The organism is Bradyrhizobium macuxiense (assembly GCF_001542415.1).
Lineage (GTDB): Bacteria > Pseudomonadota > Alphaproteobacteria > Rhizobiales > Xanthobacteraceae > Bradyrhizobium > Bradyrhizobium macuxiense.
Genome location: NZ_LNCU01000011.1, coordinates 95861 through 110438, shown reverse-complemented (window position 1 = coordinate 110438; position 14578 = coordinate 95861). Strand labels below are relative to the sequence as shown.

At 63.4% G+C, this 14578-nt stretch carries 19 protein-coding genes, 1 pseudogene and 1 riboswitch; of the genes and pseudogenes, 4 read left to right on the top strand and 16 right to left on the bottom strand.

From position 1 onward, the window contains the following. Positions 1 to 288: 288 nt before the first annotated feature. The 5 genes from AS156_RS02625 to AS156_RS02610 form a co-directional block, all read right to left on the bottom strand. Positions 289 to 708, bottom strand: a complete 420-nt coding sequence (locus AS156_RS02625; protein WP_066499587.1) for a CBS domain-containing protein — start codon at positions 706 to 708, stop codon at positions 289 to 291. 125 nt (positions 709 to 833) lie between these two features. After that, positions 834 to 1304 carry an aminoacyl-tRNA deacylase gene (locus tag AS156_RS02620; RefSeq protein WP_066499584.1) on the bottom strand — a complete coding sequence of 157 codons (471 nt, stop codon included), beginning with the start codon at positions 1302 to 1304 and terminating at the stop codon, positions 834 to 836. A gap of 334 nt (positions 1305 to 1638) precedes the next feature. Beyond that, positions 1639 to 1785 (bottom strand): hypothetical protein, encoded by a 147-nt coding sequence (locus tag AS156_RS42660; protein WP_160331041.1) that lies wholly within the window; start codon positions 1783 to 1785, stop codon positions 1639 to 1641. A 54-nt stretch (positions 1786 to 1839) separates the two neighbouring features. Beyond that, positions 1840 to 3168 (bottom strand): MFS transporter, encoded by a 1329-nt coding sequence (locus tag AS156_RS02615; protein ID WP_245312515.1) that lies wholly within the window; start codon positions 3166 to 3168, stop codon positions 1840 to 1842. A 246-nt stretch (positions 3169 to 3414) separates the two neighbouring features. After that, positions 3415 to 4233 (bottom strand): pentapeptide repeat-containing protein, encoded by an 819-nt coding sequence (locus AS156_RS02610; protein ID WP_066499582.1) that lies wholly within the window; start codon positions 4231 to 4233, stop codon positions 3415 to 3417. Positions 4234 to 4697: 464 nt separating this feature from the next. Here AS156_RS02610 and AS156_RS45580 point away from each other — a divergent pair, with 464 nt between their 5' ends. After that, positions 4698 to 4829: a hypothetical protein gene (locus AS156_RS45580; protein WP_283807897.1), complete on the top strand. Its 132-nt coding sequence runs from the start codon at positions 4698 to 4700 to the stop codon at positions 4827 to 4829. On the opposite strand, the gene fabA is transcribed toward AS156_RS45580, so the two are convergent. From fabA to AS156_RS02575, 7 genes and pseudogenes are all read right to left on the bottom strand, one after another. After that, positions 4826 to 5356 (bottom strand): bifunctional 3-hydroxydecanoyl-ACP dehydratase/trans-2-decenoyl-ACP isomerase, encoded by a 531-nt coding sequence (gene fabA, locus AS156_RS02605; RefSeq protein ID WP_066499578.1) that lies wholly within the window; start codon positions 5354 to 5356, stop codon positions 4826 to 4828. The two genes, AS156_RS45580 and fabA, sit on opposite strands and share 4 nt — an antisense overlap. A gap of 41 nt (positions 5357 to 5397) precedes the next feature. Continuing rightward, a complete protein-coding gene (locus AS156_RS02600; protein WP_066499575.1) occupies positions 5398 to 6021 on the bottom strand; it encodes a TetR/AcrR family transcriptional regulator in 624 nt (207 codons plus the stop codon). A 112-nt stretch (positions 6022 to 6133) separates the two neighbouring features. Beyond that, positions 6134 to 6536: pseudogene (locus AS156_RS02595) on the bottom strand (ACT domain-containing protein). Positions 6537 to 6655: 119 nt separating this feature from the next. Then, positions 6656 to 7033, bottom strand: a complete 378-nt coding sequence (locus AS156_RS02590; RefSeq protein ID WP_066499567.1) for a hypothetical protein — start codon at positions 7031 to 7033, stop codon at positions 6656 to 6658. Between the two features lie 246 nt (positions 7034 to 7279). Continuing rightward, positions 7280 to 7573, bottom strand: a complete 294-nt coding sequence (locus tag AS156_RS02585) for a hypothetical protein (protein ID WP_066499644.1) — start codon at positions 7571 to 7573, stop codon at positions 7280 to 7282. A gap of 199 nt (positions 7574 to 7772) precedes the next feature. Next, positions 7773 to 8249: a MaoC/PaaZ C-terminal domain-containing protein gene (locus tag AS156_RS02580; protein WP_066499565.1), complete on the bottom strand. Its 477-nt coding sequence runs from the start codon at positions 8247 to 8249 to the stop codon at positions 7773 to 7775. Positions 8250 to 8394: 145 nt separating this feature from the next. Continuing rightward, entirely contained in the window at positions 8395 to 9258 is an 864-nt protein-coding gene (locus AS156_RS02575) for a bifunctional 5,10-methylenetetrahydrofolate dehydrogenase/5,10-methenyltetrahydrofolate cyclohydrolase (protein WP_066499563.1), read from the bottom strand. A 14-nt stretch (positions 9259 to 9272) separates the two neighbouring features. Beyond that, positions 9273 to 9352, bottom strand: a riboswitch (ZMP/ZTP riboswitch). 258 nt (positions 9353 to 9610) lie between these two features. Here AS156_RS02575 and AS156_RS02570 point away from each other — a divergent pair. Next, positions 9611 to 10012: a hypothetical protein gene (locus AS156_RS02570; protein WP_066499562.1), complete on the top strand. Its 402-nt coding sequence runs from the start codon at positions 9611 to 9613 to the stop codon at positions 10010 to 10012. Between the two features lie 127 nt (positions 10013 to 10139). Here AS156_RS02570 and AS156_RS02565 read toward each other — a convergent pair whose 3' ends face one another. Next, entirely contained in the window at positions 10140 to 10643 is a 504-nt protein-coding gene (locus AS156_RS02565; protein WP_066499561.1) for a hypothetical protein, read from the bottom strand. A 214-nt stretch (positions 10644 to 10857) separates the two neighbouring features. Beyond that, complete coding sequence (locus AS156_RS02560) at positions 10858 to 11520, bottom strand: hypothetical protein (protein ID WP_066499557.1); 663 nt, start codon at positions 11518 to 11520, stop codon at positions 10858 to 10860. Positions 11521 to 11782: 262 nt separating this feature from the next. Here AS156_RS02560 and AS156_RS02555 point away from each other — a divergent pair, with 262 nt between their 5' ends. Beyond that, the gene (locus tag AS156_RS02555) at positions 11783 to 12166 is read left to right on the top strand and encodes a VOC family protein (protein WP_066499555.1); all 384 of its coding nucleotides are present in this window, start codon (positions 11783 to 11785) and stop codon (positions 12164 to 12166) included. 45 nt (positions 12167 to 12211) lie between these two features. Here the strand turns inward: AS156_RS02555 and AS156_RS02550 are convergent, their stop codons facing one another. Next, positions 12212 to 12649, bottom strand: coding sequence for a hypothetical protein (locus AS156_RS02550; protein WP_082747286.1), 438 nt, complete (start codon positions 12647 to 12649; stop codon positions 12212 to 12214). Positions 12650 to 12884: 235 nt separating this feature from the next. Here AS156_RS02550 and AS156_RS02545 point away from each other — a divergent pair, with 235 nt between their 5' ends. Next, positions 12885 to 13235, top strand: a complete 351-nt coding sequence (locus tag AS156_RS02545; protein ID WP_066499553.1) for a GrlR family regulatory protein — start codon at positions 12885 to 12887, stop codon at positions 13233 to 13235. Between the two features lie 62 nt (positions 13236 to 13297). Here AS156_RS02545 and AS156_RS02540 read toward each other — a convergent pair whose 3' ends face one another. Beyond that, positions 13298 to 14383, bottom strand: coding sequence for an SMP-30/gluconolactonase/LRE family protein (locus AS156_RS02540; RefSeq protein WP_066499634.1), 1086 nt, complete (start codon positions 14381 to 14383; stop codon positions 13298 to 13300). Positions 14384 to 14578: the final 195 nt, after the last annotated feature.

Sequence of the window (14578 nt, the reverse complement as noted above, 5' to 3'; positions counted from 1 at the left end):
CGCCAACAAACAAAACTAGGCATCGGCGACGCGAAAACGGTTGCGGCTTAGAAAATAAACTTGGCAGCACGCATTCTGAACGCTCGAAATTCTTTAGTGTCTTCAATGTGCGAACGGATCACGAAAGTTCAGAACGGACGTTGATTTTCCTAGCGTGCTGGCCGGATTTCGATTCCGAGGGTCGGGAGTTCGAATCTCTCCGAGCGCGCCATTCTTTTTTGGCGGGGTTTGTTGTCCGATCATGGTGCTGGCCGATCTGCCGGTCGTTTCCGGCAGACCGGCCTTGCCTCAATGATGAGCCGAGACGCTCTTCATGCATTGGGACAGGAGATCGGCACCGGCAGAGTGGCCCACATCGCCCAGGCTGATCATGCCGACCATCCGTTTGCTCTTGTTGATCACCGGTAGCCGGCGGATCTTGAGCGTCTCCATGTGATGCACCGCTTTCGCGAGATCGTCGTCTTCCCGGCAGCAGTGGATGCCCTTGGTCATCACATCCCGCGCCATCGTGCGCGCAGGGTTGAAATCCTTGCTCACAAGACCTTTGCAGACGATGTCGCGATCCGTCACCATCCCGATCAGATGATCGTCATGCCCGATCGGAATGCAGCCGATGTCATGCGCTTGCATCAATTTCGCGATTTCGGTGATTGGGGTGTCGGGGCTTACCCAATCGACGCCCTTGTGCATCATGTCCTTGACTTTCATGGAGGACCTCCCTTGCAAGGCAGCAGCCCCCTCTCTTGCAATTTATACAGCAGATCGGGCGCGAGCGCATGTGTGCCGCGCCTTGATCAGGGCGCGCCGACAGATGGCCACGTCATCATGCCGCGTCAGTCGTGCGCACTGATGCGGCCGTGCAGCGCATTGGCGGTCAGGCGTGCGAACTGCGCACGACCGAGATGAAGCAGCGTCTCATGATCGCCGGCTTCTATATAGATATCAGGCTGCATCTGGATGCCGTCATCAACGATAACGTCGAGCCCATAGCAAATGCCGGCGGCGGGAACCGCCCCATGCGCGCAGTCCGCGAACAGCTGATCGATCTCGCTTTCGCCGGCCATGGCGATATTGTCGCCGAATCTCGCTCTCAGATCCGCCAGCCTGAGGTGGTGCGATGCCGGCAGCACGGCGAGCAGGTAGCCGCCGTCACGACGCAACACAATCGCCTTGGCCAAGCGATCGCCCGGGACGTGACATGCCTGGGCAGTATGGGCGGATGACATCGTCAGCACGTGCGGGATTTCTTCGTACTCGATGTTTTCGGCAGAGAGATATTTGTGCAGTGTGGGAGAAATAGTCATGGCGTCACCTCCGGTGCGACATGCAACCCATCCACCGTGGTCCTGCCCGCCGCACGATGAGCGGCTGCGTGGTTTTCAAGACAAAGCATAATTCTTGTCGCTGGACGCTGCAATTCAATCCCTAACGCGGGCGCCCCCCCAGGCTGAGTCGCAGCGCTCGATCGCAGGGCATCCCAGACTTGCCAATTGGAGCGTGTCGCCGGCTATGGCATTGTAGCGCCACAGCGAAGCAATAGTGCCCATCCTCATCGGCCGTGGCGCGCCATTTCACGGTTTTGCGCGACTGCGGCGACGGGTGGTGCACTGCGGCTAGCGCCCCAGAGAGAACCGCATTTCACGTCTGCGCCCGCTCGAACATCATCAGTTCCCAGTCAGCGCGCGTCTCATCGAATTTCAGGATGTGCAACGCTCCGTCGCTATCGAAATGAGGCGCCAGCATCGTACCGTCGTCATCAGGATGGAGCTCGGCTTCAACGCGCATGGTTGGCCTCCCAATGACGGCGGCGCCCAATGCCGCCGCGAGCAGCGTACCGGGTCAGCGCTCCGACGGCCGAGCCGATCTGGCATTGGCTCGCATGGGCGCGCGCGCATAGCCTTCGGGGATAACGATCGAGGGATCGGCCGGGTCCAGCGCATCGTGCGTGACCACCGTGCCCACGAGCGCGGTCGTGGCAAGATCGAACTCTGTCTTTCGCACGGAGGCAAGCGAGGTCTGGACACGCGTGCGGTAGAATACGTAGGCGGCAAGCAGCGCCTGGACAATCGCGGTAAACAGGAATAGCGCGCGCGGCCCTGCCGCCGACATGAAGATGGCGGCAATAAGAGGCCCGAGCACCGAACCGAGGCCGTTGGTAAGCAGGATTGTAGCGGCTATCGGGACGATGTCACTCGCCGGTGTCTTGTCATAGGCGTGGGCAGCGGCAAGCGAATAGCCGGGCAGCGCGAGCGCCCCGAAGAGAATGCCGAACAGCAGCAGCGTATTTCCCGATGCGGAGATCAGCCACGAGGCGACGCCCGCGGCGGCGGCTCCGACCAGGAGAACAAGCAAAACCCAGCGGCGATCGAAGCGGTCGGACAGGCGGCCGATCGGCAACTGGACGATCGCTCCAGCCAGCACCGACGTACTCATGAACAGCGCCGCATGATTGATGCTGAGGCCGCTGCCGGCGGCCGACAGCGGCGCAAGCCCCCAGAATGCACCGTTAGCGGCTCCAATCATGAAACTTGCGACCAGCGCGACCGGCGCCGCGCGATAGAGCTGCCCGACGCGAAAGCTGACGATGGTGATCGGTGCTGGTTGCGCCGCGCGGGTCAGCGCCACCGGCACGATAGCCAACGAGGACAGCATGGCTGCCACCATGAAGTTCCCAGCCTCGGCGATCGGATAAAGCGTCACCAAACTCTGGCCAAATGTGATGGCTACATAATTGACCACCACATACGCCGACAGCACGAGTCCGCGAGTCTCGTTCGAGGCGCGATCGTTGAGCCAGCTCTCGACCACCAGGTAGAGTCCGGCGAGGCAGAGGCCGGTCAGGGCGCGGAACACGATCCAGGCCGCGACGACCGGCGCGAGCGCGTAGGCAAGCGCCACGGCAGCCGCTACCGCCACCATTGCCGTAAAGGCGCGAATGTGTCCTGCGCGCAGGATCAGGTAAGGCGCGAGCAGACAGCCGCTGACGAAGCCGACGTAATAGGCGGAACTGATGACGCCGAGCGCAAGATTGTCAAAGCCTTCTGCGCTGCCGCGCAGCGGCAGCAGGGTAAATTGCAGGCCGCTGCCCGCAAGCAGGAACGCGAGCCCCAGGAGCAACGACACGATCGGTCGCAAGGTCTTCGGCATCCAGATCGACCCAACATTCATCGGAGTTCAGGTTCATTTGAATCCACAATGTGTTGATAAGGCAGATGGATGATAAAAAGTTGCGAACCAATTCAGGGGCAATTGCGGGGGGATCGGTTGCGCTGAGTCAAACGTCTTCGCAGTCATGCCTGGCGCGCATCTCCAGATATGGAATTTGAGTGGACAGCAACAAAGGCGAAGCCTTTGCGCGGGTAGCAAAGCAGTCGATCACCGGCTGAAATGGCAGGGTTCGTATCACTGCGATCCTCAGGGGTGACGCCGCGCCAGGTTCAAGTTCAAGGCCTTGTCCAGATTGCTGGCCTTTTCCAGCGCTGCTGCGCTCGGCAAGAGGGCCGACGCGAGGTCGGTCCCGGTGAAATCGGCGCCTGCGAGATTGGCGTTGGACAAGTCGGCTCCCGCAAGGTCGGCCTGCTTGAGATCGCAATTTGCCAGGTTGGCGTTCTGCAACTGTGCGAATTCGAGATCCGCACGAGAAAGCCTGGCGCCGCTCAGATCCGCATTCCTGAGATCGGCGGATTTGAGCACGCCGCGCATCAGGCCCATCGATTGGTTGCGCATATCGGCGCTCAAATCGGCGCCGGTGAGCCTGGCCCCGGTCAGGCTGGCACCGGAAAGATCCGCGGTGACGCGGGCGCCGTTCAGATCGGCGCCGCCGAGCTTCGCGCGTTGCATCTGCGTGCCGAGCAGTGATGCGTTCACAAGAGACGCACCGGTCAAATCCGCGTCGATCAGCCAGGCCTGGTTGAGGATGGCATGATCGAAGCGTGCGCCTTTCAGATTGGTCCGGTTGAACTTGACGAGGCGAAGATTGCTGCCGGAGAAGTCAAGCCCTGAGAGATCGAGGTTGGAGAGCCGCTTCCCTTGCAAATCCGCGGAGCGCTGGCCTGCGGGGTCCTGAGGCGCCGCCTTGAGGAGCGCCTCGACCTCGGCGCGCGTCATCTCCGCCATCGACATTTCGGAGCTGTTGAGGTCGACGTTGCTCAACATGCCCTGCGATACGGCGTCAATGGGATCAACCAGCAGCACCGTCAGCGCCACAAGAGCAAATGCGAGACGAAACAGCATCACCGTCCCTCCGCTCTTCGAAGTCCGGCATCGTCGCCCGTATTTTCGCTTGCTCGCAGCGTCAGCTTGCTGGTCGAAGTGGGCCGCCGGATTGTGCAACAGTATGAAACCGGGTCATGCTCCTGGCAATGCCGTGGCTGCCCCATCCGAGGGGAAGTCAAGCGTTAGATCGTAGCCTGTCGCAGATTCGGCGATCGCGGCGAGGAACCAGGCCGGTGCGTCATAGGCCTGTCATGCCCATCTTCATCGGCCGTGGCGCGCCTACTCCGCCAAAGACAGCGGACGAAACCATTTTCCCCGCTCCGCGAAGTCAGCCCGAAACAAACCTGGCGCAGCCTCCCCCCTATTGCACCAAAGGGGATTGGATCATGTGGGACTTCATCAACGCATTTTACCGGGAATTTTGCCTGGCTCGCCTGCAGGAGATGCGGAAGGTCGAGCACATCGTCTAGTCGGGCTCGAGCATGAAGAACGACCGGCCTTTGGGCGGCGCGATCGTGGCGGCCCTGGCGATCGCGGCAGTGGTGTGGGCGACGATCGGCCCTGCGCCAACCCACAAAAGGGTTCTGAATCATCAACCGATCGCGCGGCGCTAGGCTGCCGGGGTGATCAGGCCGACCCTCATGTCCTTGGCCAGGTAGACGCAGGTCTCGTCCGCAAGCACCCGACCTTCGGCAATTCCCAGCACCAGTCTGCCGCGCCTGACCTGACGCATGTCGACCTCGTAGCGCACGCGTCTGATATCGGGCGTGATATGCCCTCTGAACTTCACCTCGCCGACACCGAGCGCACGGCCCCTGCCCGGCGAGCCCGACCAGCCGAGCCAATAGCCGATCATCTGCCACATGGCGTCGAGCCCCAGGCACCCCGGCATCACCGGGTCGCCGGAAAAGTGGCAGTCGAAGAACCAGAGGCCGGGGGTTATGTCCAACTCGCCGACGATGCGGCCTTTGCCGAAGGCGCCGCCGTCGACGCTGATCTCGGTGATGCGGTCCATCATCAGCATCGGCGGTGCCGGCAATTGCGCATTGCCCGGGCCGAAATAGCCGCCCTCACCTGATCTGAGCAGCTCTTGCTTGCTGTAGGAAAGTTGCGGCGTGTGAAAGTCGTGCGGGTTGGGCAAGGCGAGACCTTTGCTGGGGTGCTGATATCGGTTGCTGAACGTCAGGTGCTGCCGCTGCGGTCGCCTGCTCCCCCGTCCGCCTCCGTGCTCAGGCGCAGTGCGGCCGCGATGAAGGCCCAGATGTCGCGCGTCAGTCGCTCCGGATCGGGCCTCGGCTCGCGCATCAGGCTGCCGATCAGCGCTTGGCGAATCCCGCCGATCATCAGCGCGATGGTGAGATGAGGATCGATCTCGCCGGAGACGATGCCGTCACGCTGCGCCTTCTCCAGCATGCGCGCACCGGCGGCGAGCTGGCGGTTGGTGAAGGCGGTCTCGACGTCGAGCACTTCGGGCGCGCGGCTCAACGCCCCGATGACCAGCGGGGCAAACGGGTGCGCATAGTGAAACGCGACATAGGCGCCGATCCGTGCCCGTTCGCGGGCCGCCCAGCTTTCCGAGGGCAGCGTGGCGCCGCTGAACGCCGCCTCATCGAGGCTGACGTAGAAGTCCTCGACGACGGCGGCGATCAGACCCGCCTTGGATCCGAAGTGATGATAGGCGAGCCCGACCGAGACCTGCGCACGTTTCGCGACAGCCTGCATCTCGAGATGCCCTTGCCCCCGGATGAGCTCCGCCTCAGCCGCGCGAACCAGCTTTTCTCGTGCCCCTGCACCGGTCACGGACATTCTGAGCCTCCTTGAATTGAATTCAATTCAATAGAAGGTTGAGAGAATGTCAAGCCACTGGGCTCGTGTTGTCGCTCCAGCGCACCAAAACCGCAGGAGCGCCCCGTACTGATCACGCCCGCTCTTGCGCGGCCATGTCTTGCAGGAGCGCGAGAGCCTCATCGGCACGGTGCTCGGGCACCAACAGATGATCATGATAGAACGCCGAGACCGCGTTCACGCTGATGGCGGCGTCCGCGAGGCGAGCTTCGATCGCGGCGAGAAAGCCGACAGCGTCAAGCGAGGAGTGAACGGTCAGGGTGAGAAGGCGCGAGGCGAACAAATAGCGCAGCCCGGCGCGTTCGGCCTCCTCTCGCAGCATCAGTCGTGCCTTCCCGTTCGCGAAACGTCAGCAGCGGCGTGACAGCGGCCGGCATGTCCTCGCCCGCGGCAATCGTGCAGAACACGAAAACGCCGTCCTGCATTTCGGGCTTCATCGTCCGCAACAACGCCTTGAGATCGCGTTCGCCGGCCACTGCGCATCTCCTGCAAGAGATGTCGCCCATTTTATCCGCGCGGGATGCCGACGCCACAATGGTGACAGAGACGGCGTTGGGCTGGGCGCGGCACGTCGCGACAGCCGTCAACTTGCGCTTCAGTTGCTCGGGATCTTGCGGCGGACGGCCTCCACGCCGGCGTCAGTGACGCGATACCTTCGCCCCGCGGCTCCCTCCGGCACGATCCAGCCCTTCTCGAGCATCCCCGCGACAGTGCTCGGCCCGACGCCTGCGGGAAACGGGAGGCGATTCCTGATCGCGTCGATCGCCACGCGCTCGAGATGCGTGGCGACGTGCGACGGGCGCGCCCGATAGGCCTTTGCGACAATGAGGATCGACAGAATTTCCGCGCGGCGGCGCACGGCTGAGGGGCTGCGGGTCAGCTCGTTGCTGATCTCAAGGGCATTCTTGCCGGCCTTGGCGAGTTCCTTAAGCTTCTCGTCCTCGTTGGAGGTCCAGTGCCGCACGCTCCCCATTTGCCCCTCATCGCCTCGATACATCGTATCTGGAACCGATGCATACGCAGGCAGCGCTGATTTGCCATGTGACTTTCGGCACCCGTTGATGCGCCGATCGGGACTAACGGCGAGGCAGATGGCACGCGTCGAATTGACGCTGGCCGAGGATATCAGCAAGGGGATCGACAAGGGAATCGACAAGGCATCGGCCCGCGAACGGCACCCTCATCAGGGAGCCGATCGCGGCGCCATCGGATGCGGCAGTCAGTGCTTGCTCGGCTCGAGGGTGATCAGCACGCCGGTCGGCTCCGGCTCGTGCGGCCGCAGGCTCGTGAGCTCCGGATCACTCCACTCGGCAAGACTCACGACCTCGCCTGTCTGCCCCTTCATGTCTGGTGCTTCGGCGGGTTCGAGCACCTTGAGGCCATTCCTGTCGACGAAGAACGTGTGGTCACCGAACACACTGTTCAATTGTGCGACCGCCGGATGGTTCTCGGGAAGCACCTGGGCATCCAGCTGCGTCATTGTTTGTTTCACCTGCGCGGAACTTAACTTCATGCGCTGCTCCTCTTTTCTTGGTTTCGGCCTTGGTTGGTTTCCTTGGCTGGTTGCCTTGGCTGGTTCCCCATCGCCCGCGTCCTCAGGACTCTCGAACCGTTCCCGCATCGAAACGTTCCCGCACGCGACACAATGACTCCGCGCACACAGGTTCCGCGGAAGCTACGCGTCCTTCAATTCCGCGCGACCGGACCGCGCGCTATGTCGTCGACGGCGACGTTGTGGCTTGCATGGGCTCGCGCGCAGGCCGCATGTGAATCAATGCATCGAGAACCAGGACGAGGACGGGACGATGCTCGTCGTCGACCAGTTCCGTCTTGAAGATCACGACGGCGTCGCGCCGCTCCGGCCTGATGGTGATCTTCTGGATCTCTGACTGGCCCGTCAGCGTGGCCGCTGGACGCACCGGACGCGGCAAACGAATCTCGAGGCTCCGTCCGACGATGCCCGCAACCTTGGTCCAGATCGCCTCCACCACGAGGCGTTGATAGATCGCGATGGTGTTGAAGCCGCTGGCAATCAAACCACCGAACGGGCCTGCTTCCGCTGCAATCGGGTCGGCATGGATCGGCACCGGATCATATTTGCGAGCGAAGTCCAGGATCTCGGCCTCGCCGATCGTGTAGGCGCCGAGCTGAAATGTCTGGCCCTCAGCGAGATCTTCCGCATACAGCATTGCGCAGCTCCGTGTTTCAGCTGCGACGATAGACGAATGCCGACGGCGTTCCATTACCTGAGAGGTCATCGATTGCCGTCGCACGCGGCAACCGATCCCGAGACGGACGCGCGACGTGGATCGCGCGCTGCATGTTTCGTCGACGTTACTGCAGCCGCGCGGACCTCGCCTTCGCGGCCTTGACGGTGTTCTCCATCAGGCAGGCGATCGTCATCGGGCCGACGCCGCGCGGCACCGGCGTGATGGCGGAGGCAACCCGCACCGCTTCGTCGAAGGTGACGTCGCCGCGCACCTCATAGCCGCCCTCCGGCTTCTCGACGCGCGTGGTGCCGACATCGATGACGATGGCCTGCGGCTTGATCCAGTCGCCGCGGACGAGCCCGGCCTTGCCGACCGCGCTGACCAGGATATCGGCCTGACGGCAGATGTCGCTAATGCCGCGGGTGTGGACGTGCGTCTGCGTCACCGTCGCATGCTCCTTCAGGAGCAGCGCGGCCATCGGCTTGCCGACAACGTTGGAGCTTCCGATCACCACGGCATGACAGCCGGTGAGATCGGTGCGGATCGACTTGATCAGGCGCAGGCAGCCGAGCGGCGTGCACGGCACCAGCGCGTCGTCGCCGTGAAACAGGCGGCCCGCATTCAGCGCGTGCAGGCCGTCGACATCCTTGCATGGATCGACCGCGGCCATGATGCGCAGGGTGTCGATATGCGCCGGCAACGGCAATTGAACGAGGATGCCGTCGATGTCGTCGCGTGCGTTGAGCGCATCGATCACGCCGAGCAGATCGGCCTCGCTGGCATCGTGCGACAGGAATTCGACCTCGCCGCGCAAGCCAAGCCTTTCGGCCATCCTGATCTTGCTTTGGACGTAAATCTGGCTGGCGGGATCGTCGCCAACCAGGACCACGGCGAGCCCCGGCACGCGGGGCAGCTGGTCGAGTTCGTCTGCTATGCTGTCGATGAGAATCCGGGCATGCATGTGCCCGTCGAGAATGTTCGCCGTCATGGCACCTCCGTTCGAAGTGGTGCCCAGGCGCGCGGCGTTCAGCCTCTGCGCTCCCCGATGGTCATCCATCCAAGCGCCAGTCGCGCAGATAGCGGGCTTATATCCAGCCCACCCCGTCGAGGCAATGGCTCGGCCGTCACAAGCCACGGCTCCCAAAAAGCGAGGCTGACCCCGCCGTCGGCGCGCGAATGGGCCGCGGCCGCCGGCCCCGGTATTCCCCTGGAAGCCAACCCGGAGGGTCACGTCGGGGGTAGGATTTGTATGGAACTTGCGATAAGTCACGCTACCCGCCCGGCTTTTCCGATCGCGGGCGCCCTCCTCCGGTCATCACGTCATTTCGGACATTTTGGACATGAGACACATCATCCTCGCGCTGGCGCTCCTGTACCCGGCTGCCGCGCTCGCCCAGGGTACCACCCCGCCGCCCGCCGACGCCAAACCGGCCGCCGCGCAGCCGCCGATGGTCGGCGACAAGCCGCTGGTCCAGGTCGGCAAGAAGTCGGCCGCCAGGAAGGGCGAAAAGACCGCCCCCGGCAAGCCGCAGTCGGTCGCACAGAAGCTGCAGGCCTGCCAGGACATCGACGACGGCACCAAGGACCGGCTGAATTGCTACGACGAGATCTTCAAGCCGCAGCCGAAGCCGAAGGCCCCCGCCGCCAAGGCCGTGAATGAGTGCCGCTTCTCGAAGGAAGAGGACGAGCGTCTGGCCTGCTACAACGGCTTCGCCGACAAGATCCCGCGGCTGCCCCGCTAATCGCCCTCGCCGCTACCGAAGCGGCGATGGCTCGAGCTCGAGGCCAATTGTCGGGTTGATGACGCGATTACGCGCCACGGCCGCCAGAAGCAGCGGCCGAGCGCCGACGTCGATTATACGGGCTGGGCTACCAAGTGCCGAAGCCGCCGAAGAAACCGCGCTGCTGCTGCTGGGCCATGCGGAACGGCTGGAACATACCCGGCTGCGCCATGCGCATCGGCTGCAAATGGGTCGGCGGGCGGGCCCTTGCGATCCGGCGCTTCTTGGGCGCCGGCTTTGCTTCCGCCACCACCGGCGCGGTCTTGGCATCGGCCTTCGCGTCGCCCTTGCCTTCCGGCGGAACGAACTGGGCGAAGGTATCGCGAACCCGCGAACCCGGCGACGTGATCGGCGGCGTCGCCGCAGCGACCGCGTTCACCTGAGCCGGAACGATGGTCGGCAGGTTGGTGTCATAAACCACCCGCTCGGGCAATTTCTGGGTCGACCTGATGCGGACCAGGCTCCTGTCGAAGCCCGGCGACGACAGGGTCGAGAGGGCGGCCACGTCCTCCTGCGGCACGATCGCGGTCACCACGAACAACAGCGCGAGCAATGCTCCGCCGACAAACAGGAAGTAACGCGCCACTGGCATCTTGATAGCTCCCCCCGCGCAACGTGGGCGCGGTTTATCTCGCCTAGGCACGACGACTCCTGTCATCGCGCGCTGAACTCATCGTTTGCGCATGATCGCCCCGCAAAATCGCCATCCGCGCTGCCGGGCCATGGTCAAACGGGCAAGCTATTAGTTAGTTCCTCGCTGCCCCCTGTGGTTCACCCTCGGCGGTCACTTTTTCGGGATGAAGCGGTCAGAGGCGGCTCGCGGTCACCACTGCGCATTTGGCCTTGCTCGCGTTAATATTTACGAACCCGATCAACATGTGGGGATAGGTCTTGCGGCTCTTCATGGCGATGATGCCGGGGATCGCGCGCCTGAGGTCGGTCACGTGACTGCCGTCATCGCGGATGAAGTCGCAGTCGATCTCGACGTCCTTTACCGCGAAATCATTTCTATTGCGCAGCGTCAGGGTGACGAGCGCTTTTGACCCGAGCCCGCCGCGTTGGAAGAATTGCGAGGAGATGCGTAGCCCGTCGAGCGGCGATTTCTCGGTCGTCGGCTCGGTGGGCTTGGGCTCGGCCTCGAGCGTTGCCTGCGGCGGAGTGGCCACCCCGACGGTCGCGGGCTCGGTGGCCGGCGCGGCCGCCACCGGCGGAGAGGGTACGTCCTTTAAAGTCCCCTGATCCGATTGCGTCTGGGTAGATACATTTTGCGTCGGGAGGACGAGTGAGGAGTATGCCGGCCAGTCGTCCTTGCCTCCGGCGTCGCTCGGCTCGGGCAGCATCAGCCATGCGGCGACCCCGGCGACGACAATCAGCGGCAGCGCTACGCTCGCGCAAAGGCGGACTGCACCGACACGTCCGGCGCCAGCATTCGCAAACGAATGACGAAACGACGCCAAGCCGATCCGCATTCTCGTGCCCTCACCCCGGCGACAACGCCGCAAGCAGCACCCCGCCGCAGGGCCTCGGAGGCGACCACGGCAGGGCGCCACTACTAAGACAACAACGGATATCCGAAATGGTTTCATTTCAGGGCGGCAGTATTGCGGCAAACCTAGCAGGCAAGCCGCGCACGAGGATGGAATTGCCCGCGACCGGCCGCTAGATTTGCGCCGCTTCAGAAACAGCGCCCGCGGTACACACGGCGCGACAACAACCAATAAGGAGATCGCGATGCCGACCGTGACCTGGGACCATGTCCACCTGCGCAGTCCGGATCCCGAGGCGACCGCCACCTGGCTTCGCGACATCCTCGGGGCCGAGATCATCCGCGGACCCGGCCGCATCGACGTTCAACTCGGCGGCGCCAGGGTGTTCATCGCGGAGGTGGCTCCAGGCGATGGCGTCAACGCTCCGCCGGTAACGCCCTATCAGGGGCTCGACCATTTTGGGCTCACGGTGAAGGACATTGACGCGGTCGCCGCCGAGATCAAGGCCAAGGGCGTCGAGTTCACGAAGGAGCCGACCACGATCCGCCCCGGCGTCCGCATCTGCTTCATCCGCGGCCCGCAAGGCATCTCGATCGAGCTGCTCGAGCGCGACAAAAAATACACGTAAGCGCGACGACAGGCGCTCGTCGACGTGGTCCGGATCTCGCGACCGCTACGTCATGCTACCGGGCATGAAGCAGCGGATCGTGATGCCCATGTAGCTGCGGATCGGCCAGACCATGGCGCGGCCGGCGCGGTTGGGCTCGGTGATCACGGCCTCGTCCGGCACGTCGATCCATTCGCCGTCGAGACGAACACGATAATGTCCGTCCTTGGACTCCCAATCGACGTCGCTGACGGCGGTGCCGTCGGCATCCGAGCAGCATGGCCCCTTCCCGCTGCGCAAACCATCAAACCATTGTTTGAGCGGCGAATTGGCATAGCGGCCATCGGGATCGCGCGCCTGCGCAACATGTGCAGCGGCCACCAACAGGAACACAAGGCCAAGGCACAGTGACGTTGTGGCACGGCTCGCACGGAGACGGGCCCAACTTCCAGGGTCGCTGCGCGGGCGCGCCAAACGGCCGCCGGCTTCAATCCAGTCTGTCATGTATGTATGCTCCAGCACTACCGGCCAGTGCAACCAGAGCCATGCATTTCGCGGGCCAATATGATTCGCGCGTACGGTCCGCTGTCATCGCGCCGTCACACCGGCTGGCAGGAACCGAGGGTTCGTACCAACTCCGGACGTCCCGGAATCAACCTGCCGCGTTGCACGAGGTTGCGCGCTTTGGCATAAAAAACCAACTGGCTTCCGTGGGCGCGGGGCCGGCAAGCGGGACGTCATGAAGAACGGGCTGTATTCAATCCACGTCACTCTGCTGGACGGGCGCGTCGGCAAGGGCAGCGGTGTGATTCTTTTCTGCGACGGCCAGATTCTGGGCGGCGACGCGTTCCTCTACTATACCGGCAGCTACACGGTGAAGGGCGACGCCTTCAAGGGCGAGGTTTTGGTGCAGCGCCACACCACGCCACGCGAGACCGACAATCCGCTGTTCGGCGGCCCGGCCCCAGTCGGCATCGGCGTCTCCGGCACCTTCACCGACACCCGCGGCACGATGAGCGGAACCGCGCTGGTCGGCAAGGCAAGCCTGATCTTCGGCGCGACGCTGCACAAGCTCGCGGATATCAACTAGCCGTTTGCCGACGGGCTCGGACCAGACGCTCCCGAAGGACGTCAAATGTCCCTCGTCGCCTCTCAGGTCGCGCCTTGCGCCTCGACGTAGAGCGCGTAGATCGAGTGACAGGCCGCCATATAGAGGCGGTTGTTCTTCGGCCCGCCGAAGGTCAGGTTCTCGCACCGCTCGGGCAGACGGATGAAGGCGAGCCGTTTGCCCTCCGGGCTGAACACCATCACGCCGTCGAGATCCTCCGGCTTTCCCTTGAGCTGATAGACCTTGCGGCCGTCGACGTTGGTCGGTTCAGACTGCAGCGCCCCGTTGCTTCCCCAACCGCACCAGAGGTTGCCGTCGCGGTCGACGCGGAAGCCGTCGAGCGATCCCTGATCGGCGGCGTCGATCAGTTTCGTCTTGTTCCCGACAGTGCCGTCCGCATTGACGTCGTAGCTCCAGATGCTGCGGTTCGGCGTGCCCTTCCACTCGACGACGTAGAGCTTCTTCTCGTCCGGCGAGAAGGCAAGCCCGTTGGGATTGACGAGGTCGGTGATCACGGCCGTCAGCTTTCCGTCAGTCCCGATGCGGAACACGTTGGTGTTGTCCTGCTCGCGCTTGGCCTTGAATCCTTCCCACTCGCCGGCAATGCCGAACACCGGATCGGTGAACCAGATCGTGTCGTCGGACTTCACCACGATGTCGTTGGGAGCATTCAGGCGCTTGCCTTCGAAATTGTCGGCGAGCACGGTGATCTTGCCGTTCTTCTCGGTGCGCGTGATCCGCCTTGTGACCGAATGCTCGCAGGTCACGAGCCGCCCCTGACGGTCGCGGGTGTTGCCGTTGGCGAAATTGGCCGGGCTGCGGAAGACGCTGAGGCTGCCGTCCTTCTCGCTGTACTTCATGATGCGGTTGTTGGGGATGTCGCTGAACAGGAGATAGCCGCCGTCAGGGAAATAGACCGGCCCCTCCGCCCAGCGCAGGCCGGTTGCGACCTGCTCGAGCGTGCTGCTGTAGAGCCGGTATTTCGCAAAGCTCGGATCAAGGATCTCGACCGCCGGATCGGGATAGCGCTGGTTGGGTTTGAACGGAAACGACTGCGCCAGCGCACGGCCCGCCACCGTGCTTGCCACGCCGGCGCCGATGCCGGCAATCACGTTGCGACGCGAGATCATGGTCTTCTTCCCCTTCTGATTCCGCCGACTGGCCGACGATCCATTGAGCGAGCGGTACGGGCGTTGTCCCTGATGGTCCAATGCCCTTCCGGCATCAATCGATACTGATCGAATATCGATGCTCGGGAGGCAGCGATTTCCGCACGCTCGATTAGCGACGCGTTGAGACTCCGGTCCGTCACCCTGAGGAGGCGC

What these genes read in the sequence shown, in the direction of transcription:
- AS156_RS02580 (WP_066499565.1), bottom strand. Translation starts at nt 8,249, where the DNA reads ATGCTGTATGCGGAAGATCTCGCTGAGGGCCAGACATTTCAGCTCGGC.
- AS156_RS02550 (WP_082747286.1), bottom strand. Translation starts at nt 12,649, where the DNA reads ATGACAGACTGGATTGAAGCCGGCGGCCGTTTGGCGCGCCCGCGCAGC.
- AS156_RS02555 (WP_066499555.1), top strand. Translation starts at nt 11,783, where the DNA reads ATGCCGACCGTGACCTGGGACCATGTCCACCTGCGCAGTCCGGATCCC.
- AS156_RS02615 (WP_245312515.1), bottom strand. Translation starts at nt 3,168, where the DNA reads ATGAATGTTGGGTCGATCTGGATGCCGAAGACCTTGCGACCGATCGTG.
- AS156_RS02575 (WP_066499563.1), bottom strand. Translation starts at nt 9,258, where the DNA reads ATGACGGCGAACATTCTCGACGGGCACATGCATGCCCGGATTCTCATC.
- AS156_RS02625 (WP_066499587.1), bottom strand. Translation starts at nt 708, where the DNA reads ATGAAAGTCAAGGACATGATGCACAAGGGCGTCGATTGGGTAAGCCCC.
- AS156_RS02585 (WP_066499644.1), bottom strand. Translation starts at nt 7,573, where the DNA reads ATGAAGTTAAGTTCCGCGCAGGTGAAACAAACAATGACGCAGCTGGAT.
- AS156_RS02590 (WP_066499567.1), bottom strand. Translation starts at nt 7,033, where the DNA reads ATGGGGAGCGTGCGGCACTGGACCTCCAACGAGGACGAGAAGCTTAAG.
- AS156_RS45580 (WP_283807897.1), top strand. Translation starts at nt 4,698, where the DNA reads ATGAAGAACGACCGGCCTTTGGGCGGCGCGATCGTGGCGGCCCTGGCG.
- AS156_RS02610 (WP_066499582.1), bottom strand. Translation starts at nt 4,233, where the DNA reads ATGCTGTTTCGTCTCGCATTTGCTCTTGTGGCGCTGACGGTGCTGCTG.
- AS156_RS02560 (WP_066499557.1), bottom strand. Translation starts at nt 11,520, where the DNA reads ATGCGGATCGGCTTGGCGTCGTTTCGTCATTCGTTTGCGAATGCTGGC.
- AS156_RS02565 (WP_066499561.1), bottom strand. Translation starts at nt 10,643, where the DNA reads ATGCCAGTGGCGCGTTACTTCCTGTTTGTCGGCGGAGCATTGCTCGCG.
- AS156_RS02540 (WP_066499634.1), bottom strand. Translation starts at nt 14,383, where the DNA reads ATGATCTCGCGTCGCAACGTGATTGCCGGCATCGGCGCCGGCGTGGCA.
- AS156_RS02600 (WP_066499575.1), bottom strand. Translation starts at nt 6,021, where the DNA reads ATGTCCGTGACCGGTGCAGGGGCACGAGAAAAGCTGGTTCGCGCGGCT.
- AS156_RS02620 (WP_066499584.1), bottom strand. Translation starts at nt 1,304, where the DNA reads ATGACTATTTCTCCCACACTGCACAAATATCTCTCTGCCGAAAACATC.
- AS156_RS02570 (WP_066499562.1), top strand. Translation starts at nt 9,611, where the DNA reads ATGAGACACATCATCCTCGCGCTGGCGCTCCTGTACCCGGCTGCCGCG.
- AS156_RS42660 (WP_160331041.1), bottom strand. Translation starts at nt 1,785, where the DNA reads ATGCGCGTTGAAGCCGAGCTCCATCCTGATGACGACGGTACGATGCTG.
- AS156_RS02545 (WP_066499553.1), top strand. Translation starts at nt 12,885, where the DNA reads ATGAAGAACGGGCTGTATTCAATCCACGTCACTCTGCTGGACGGGCGC.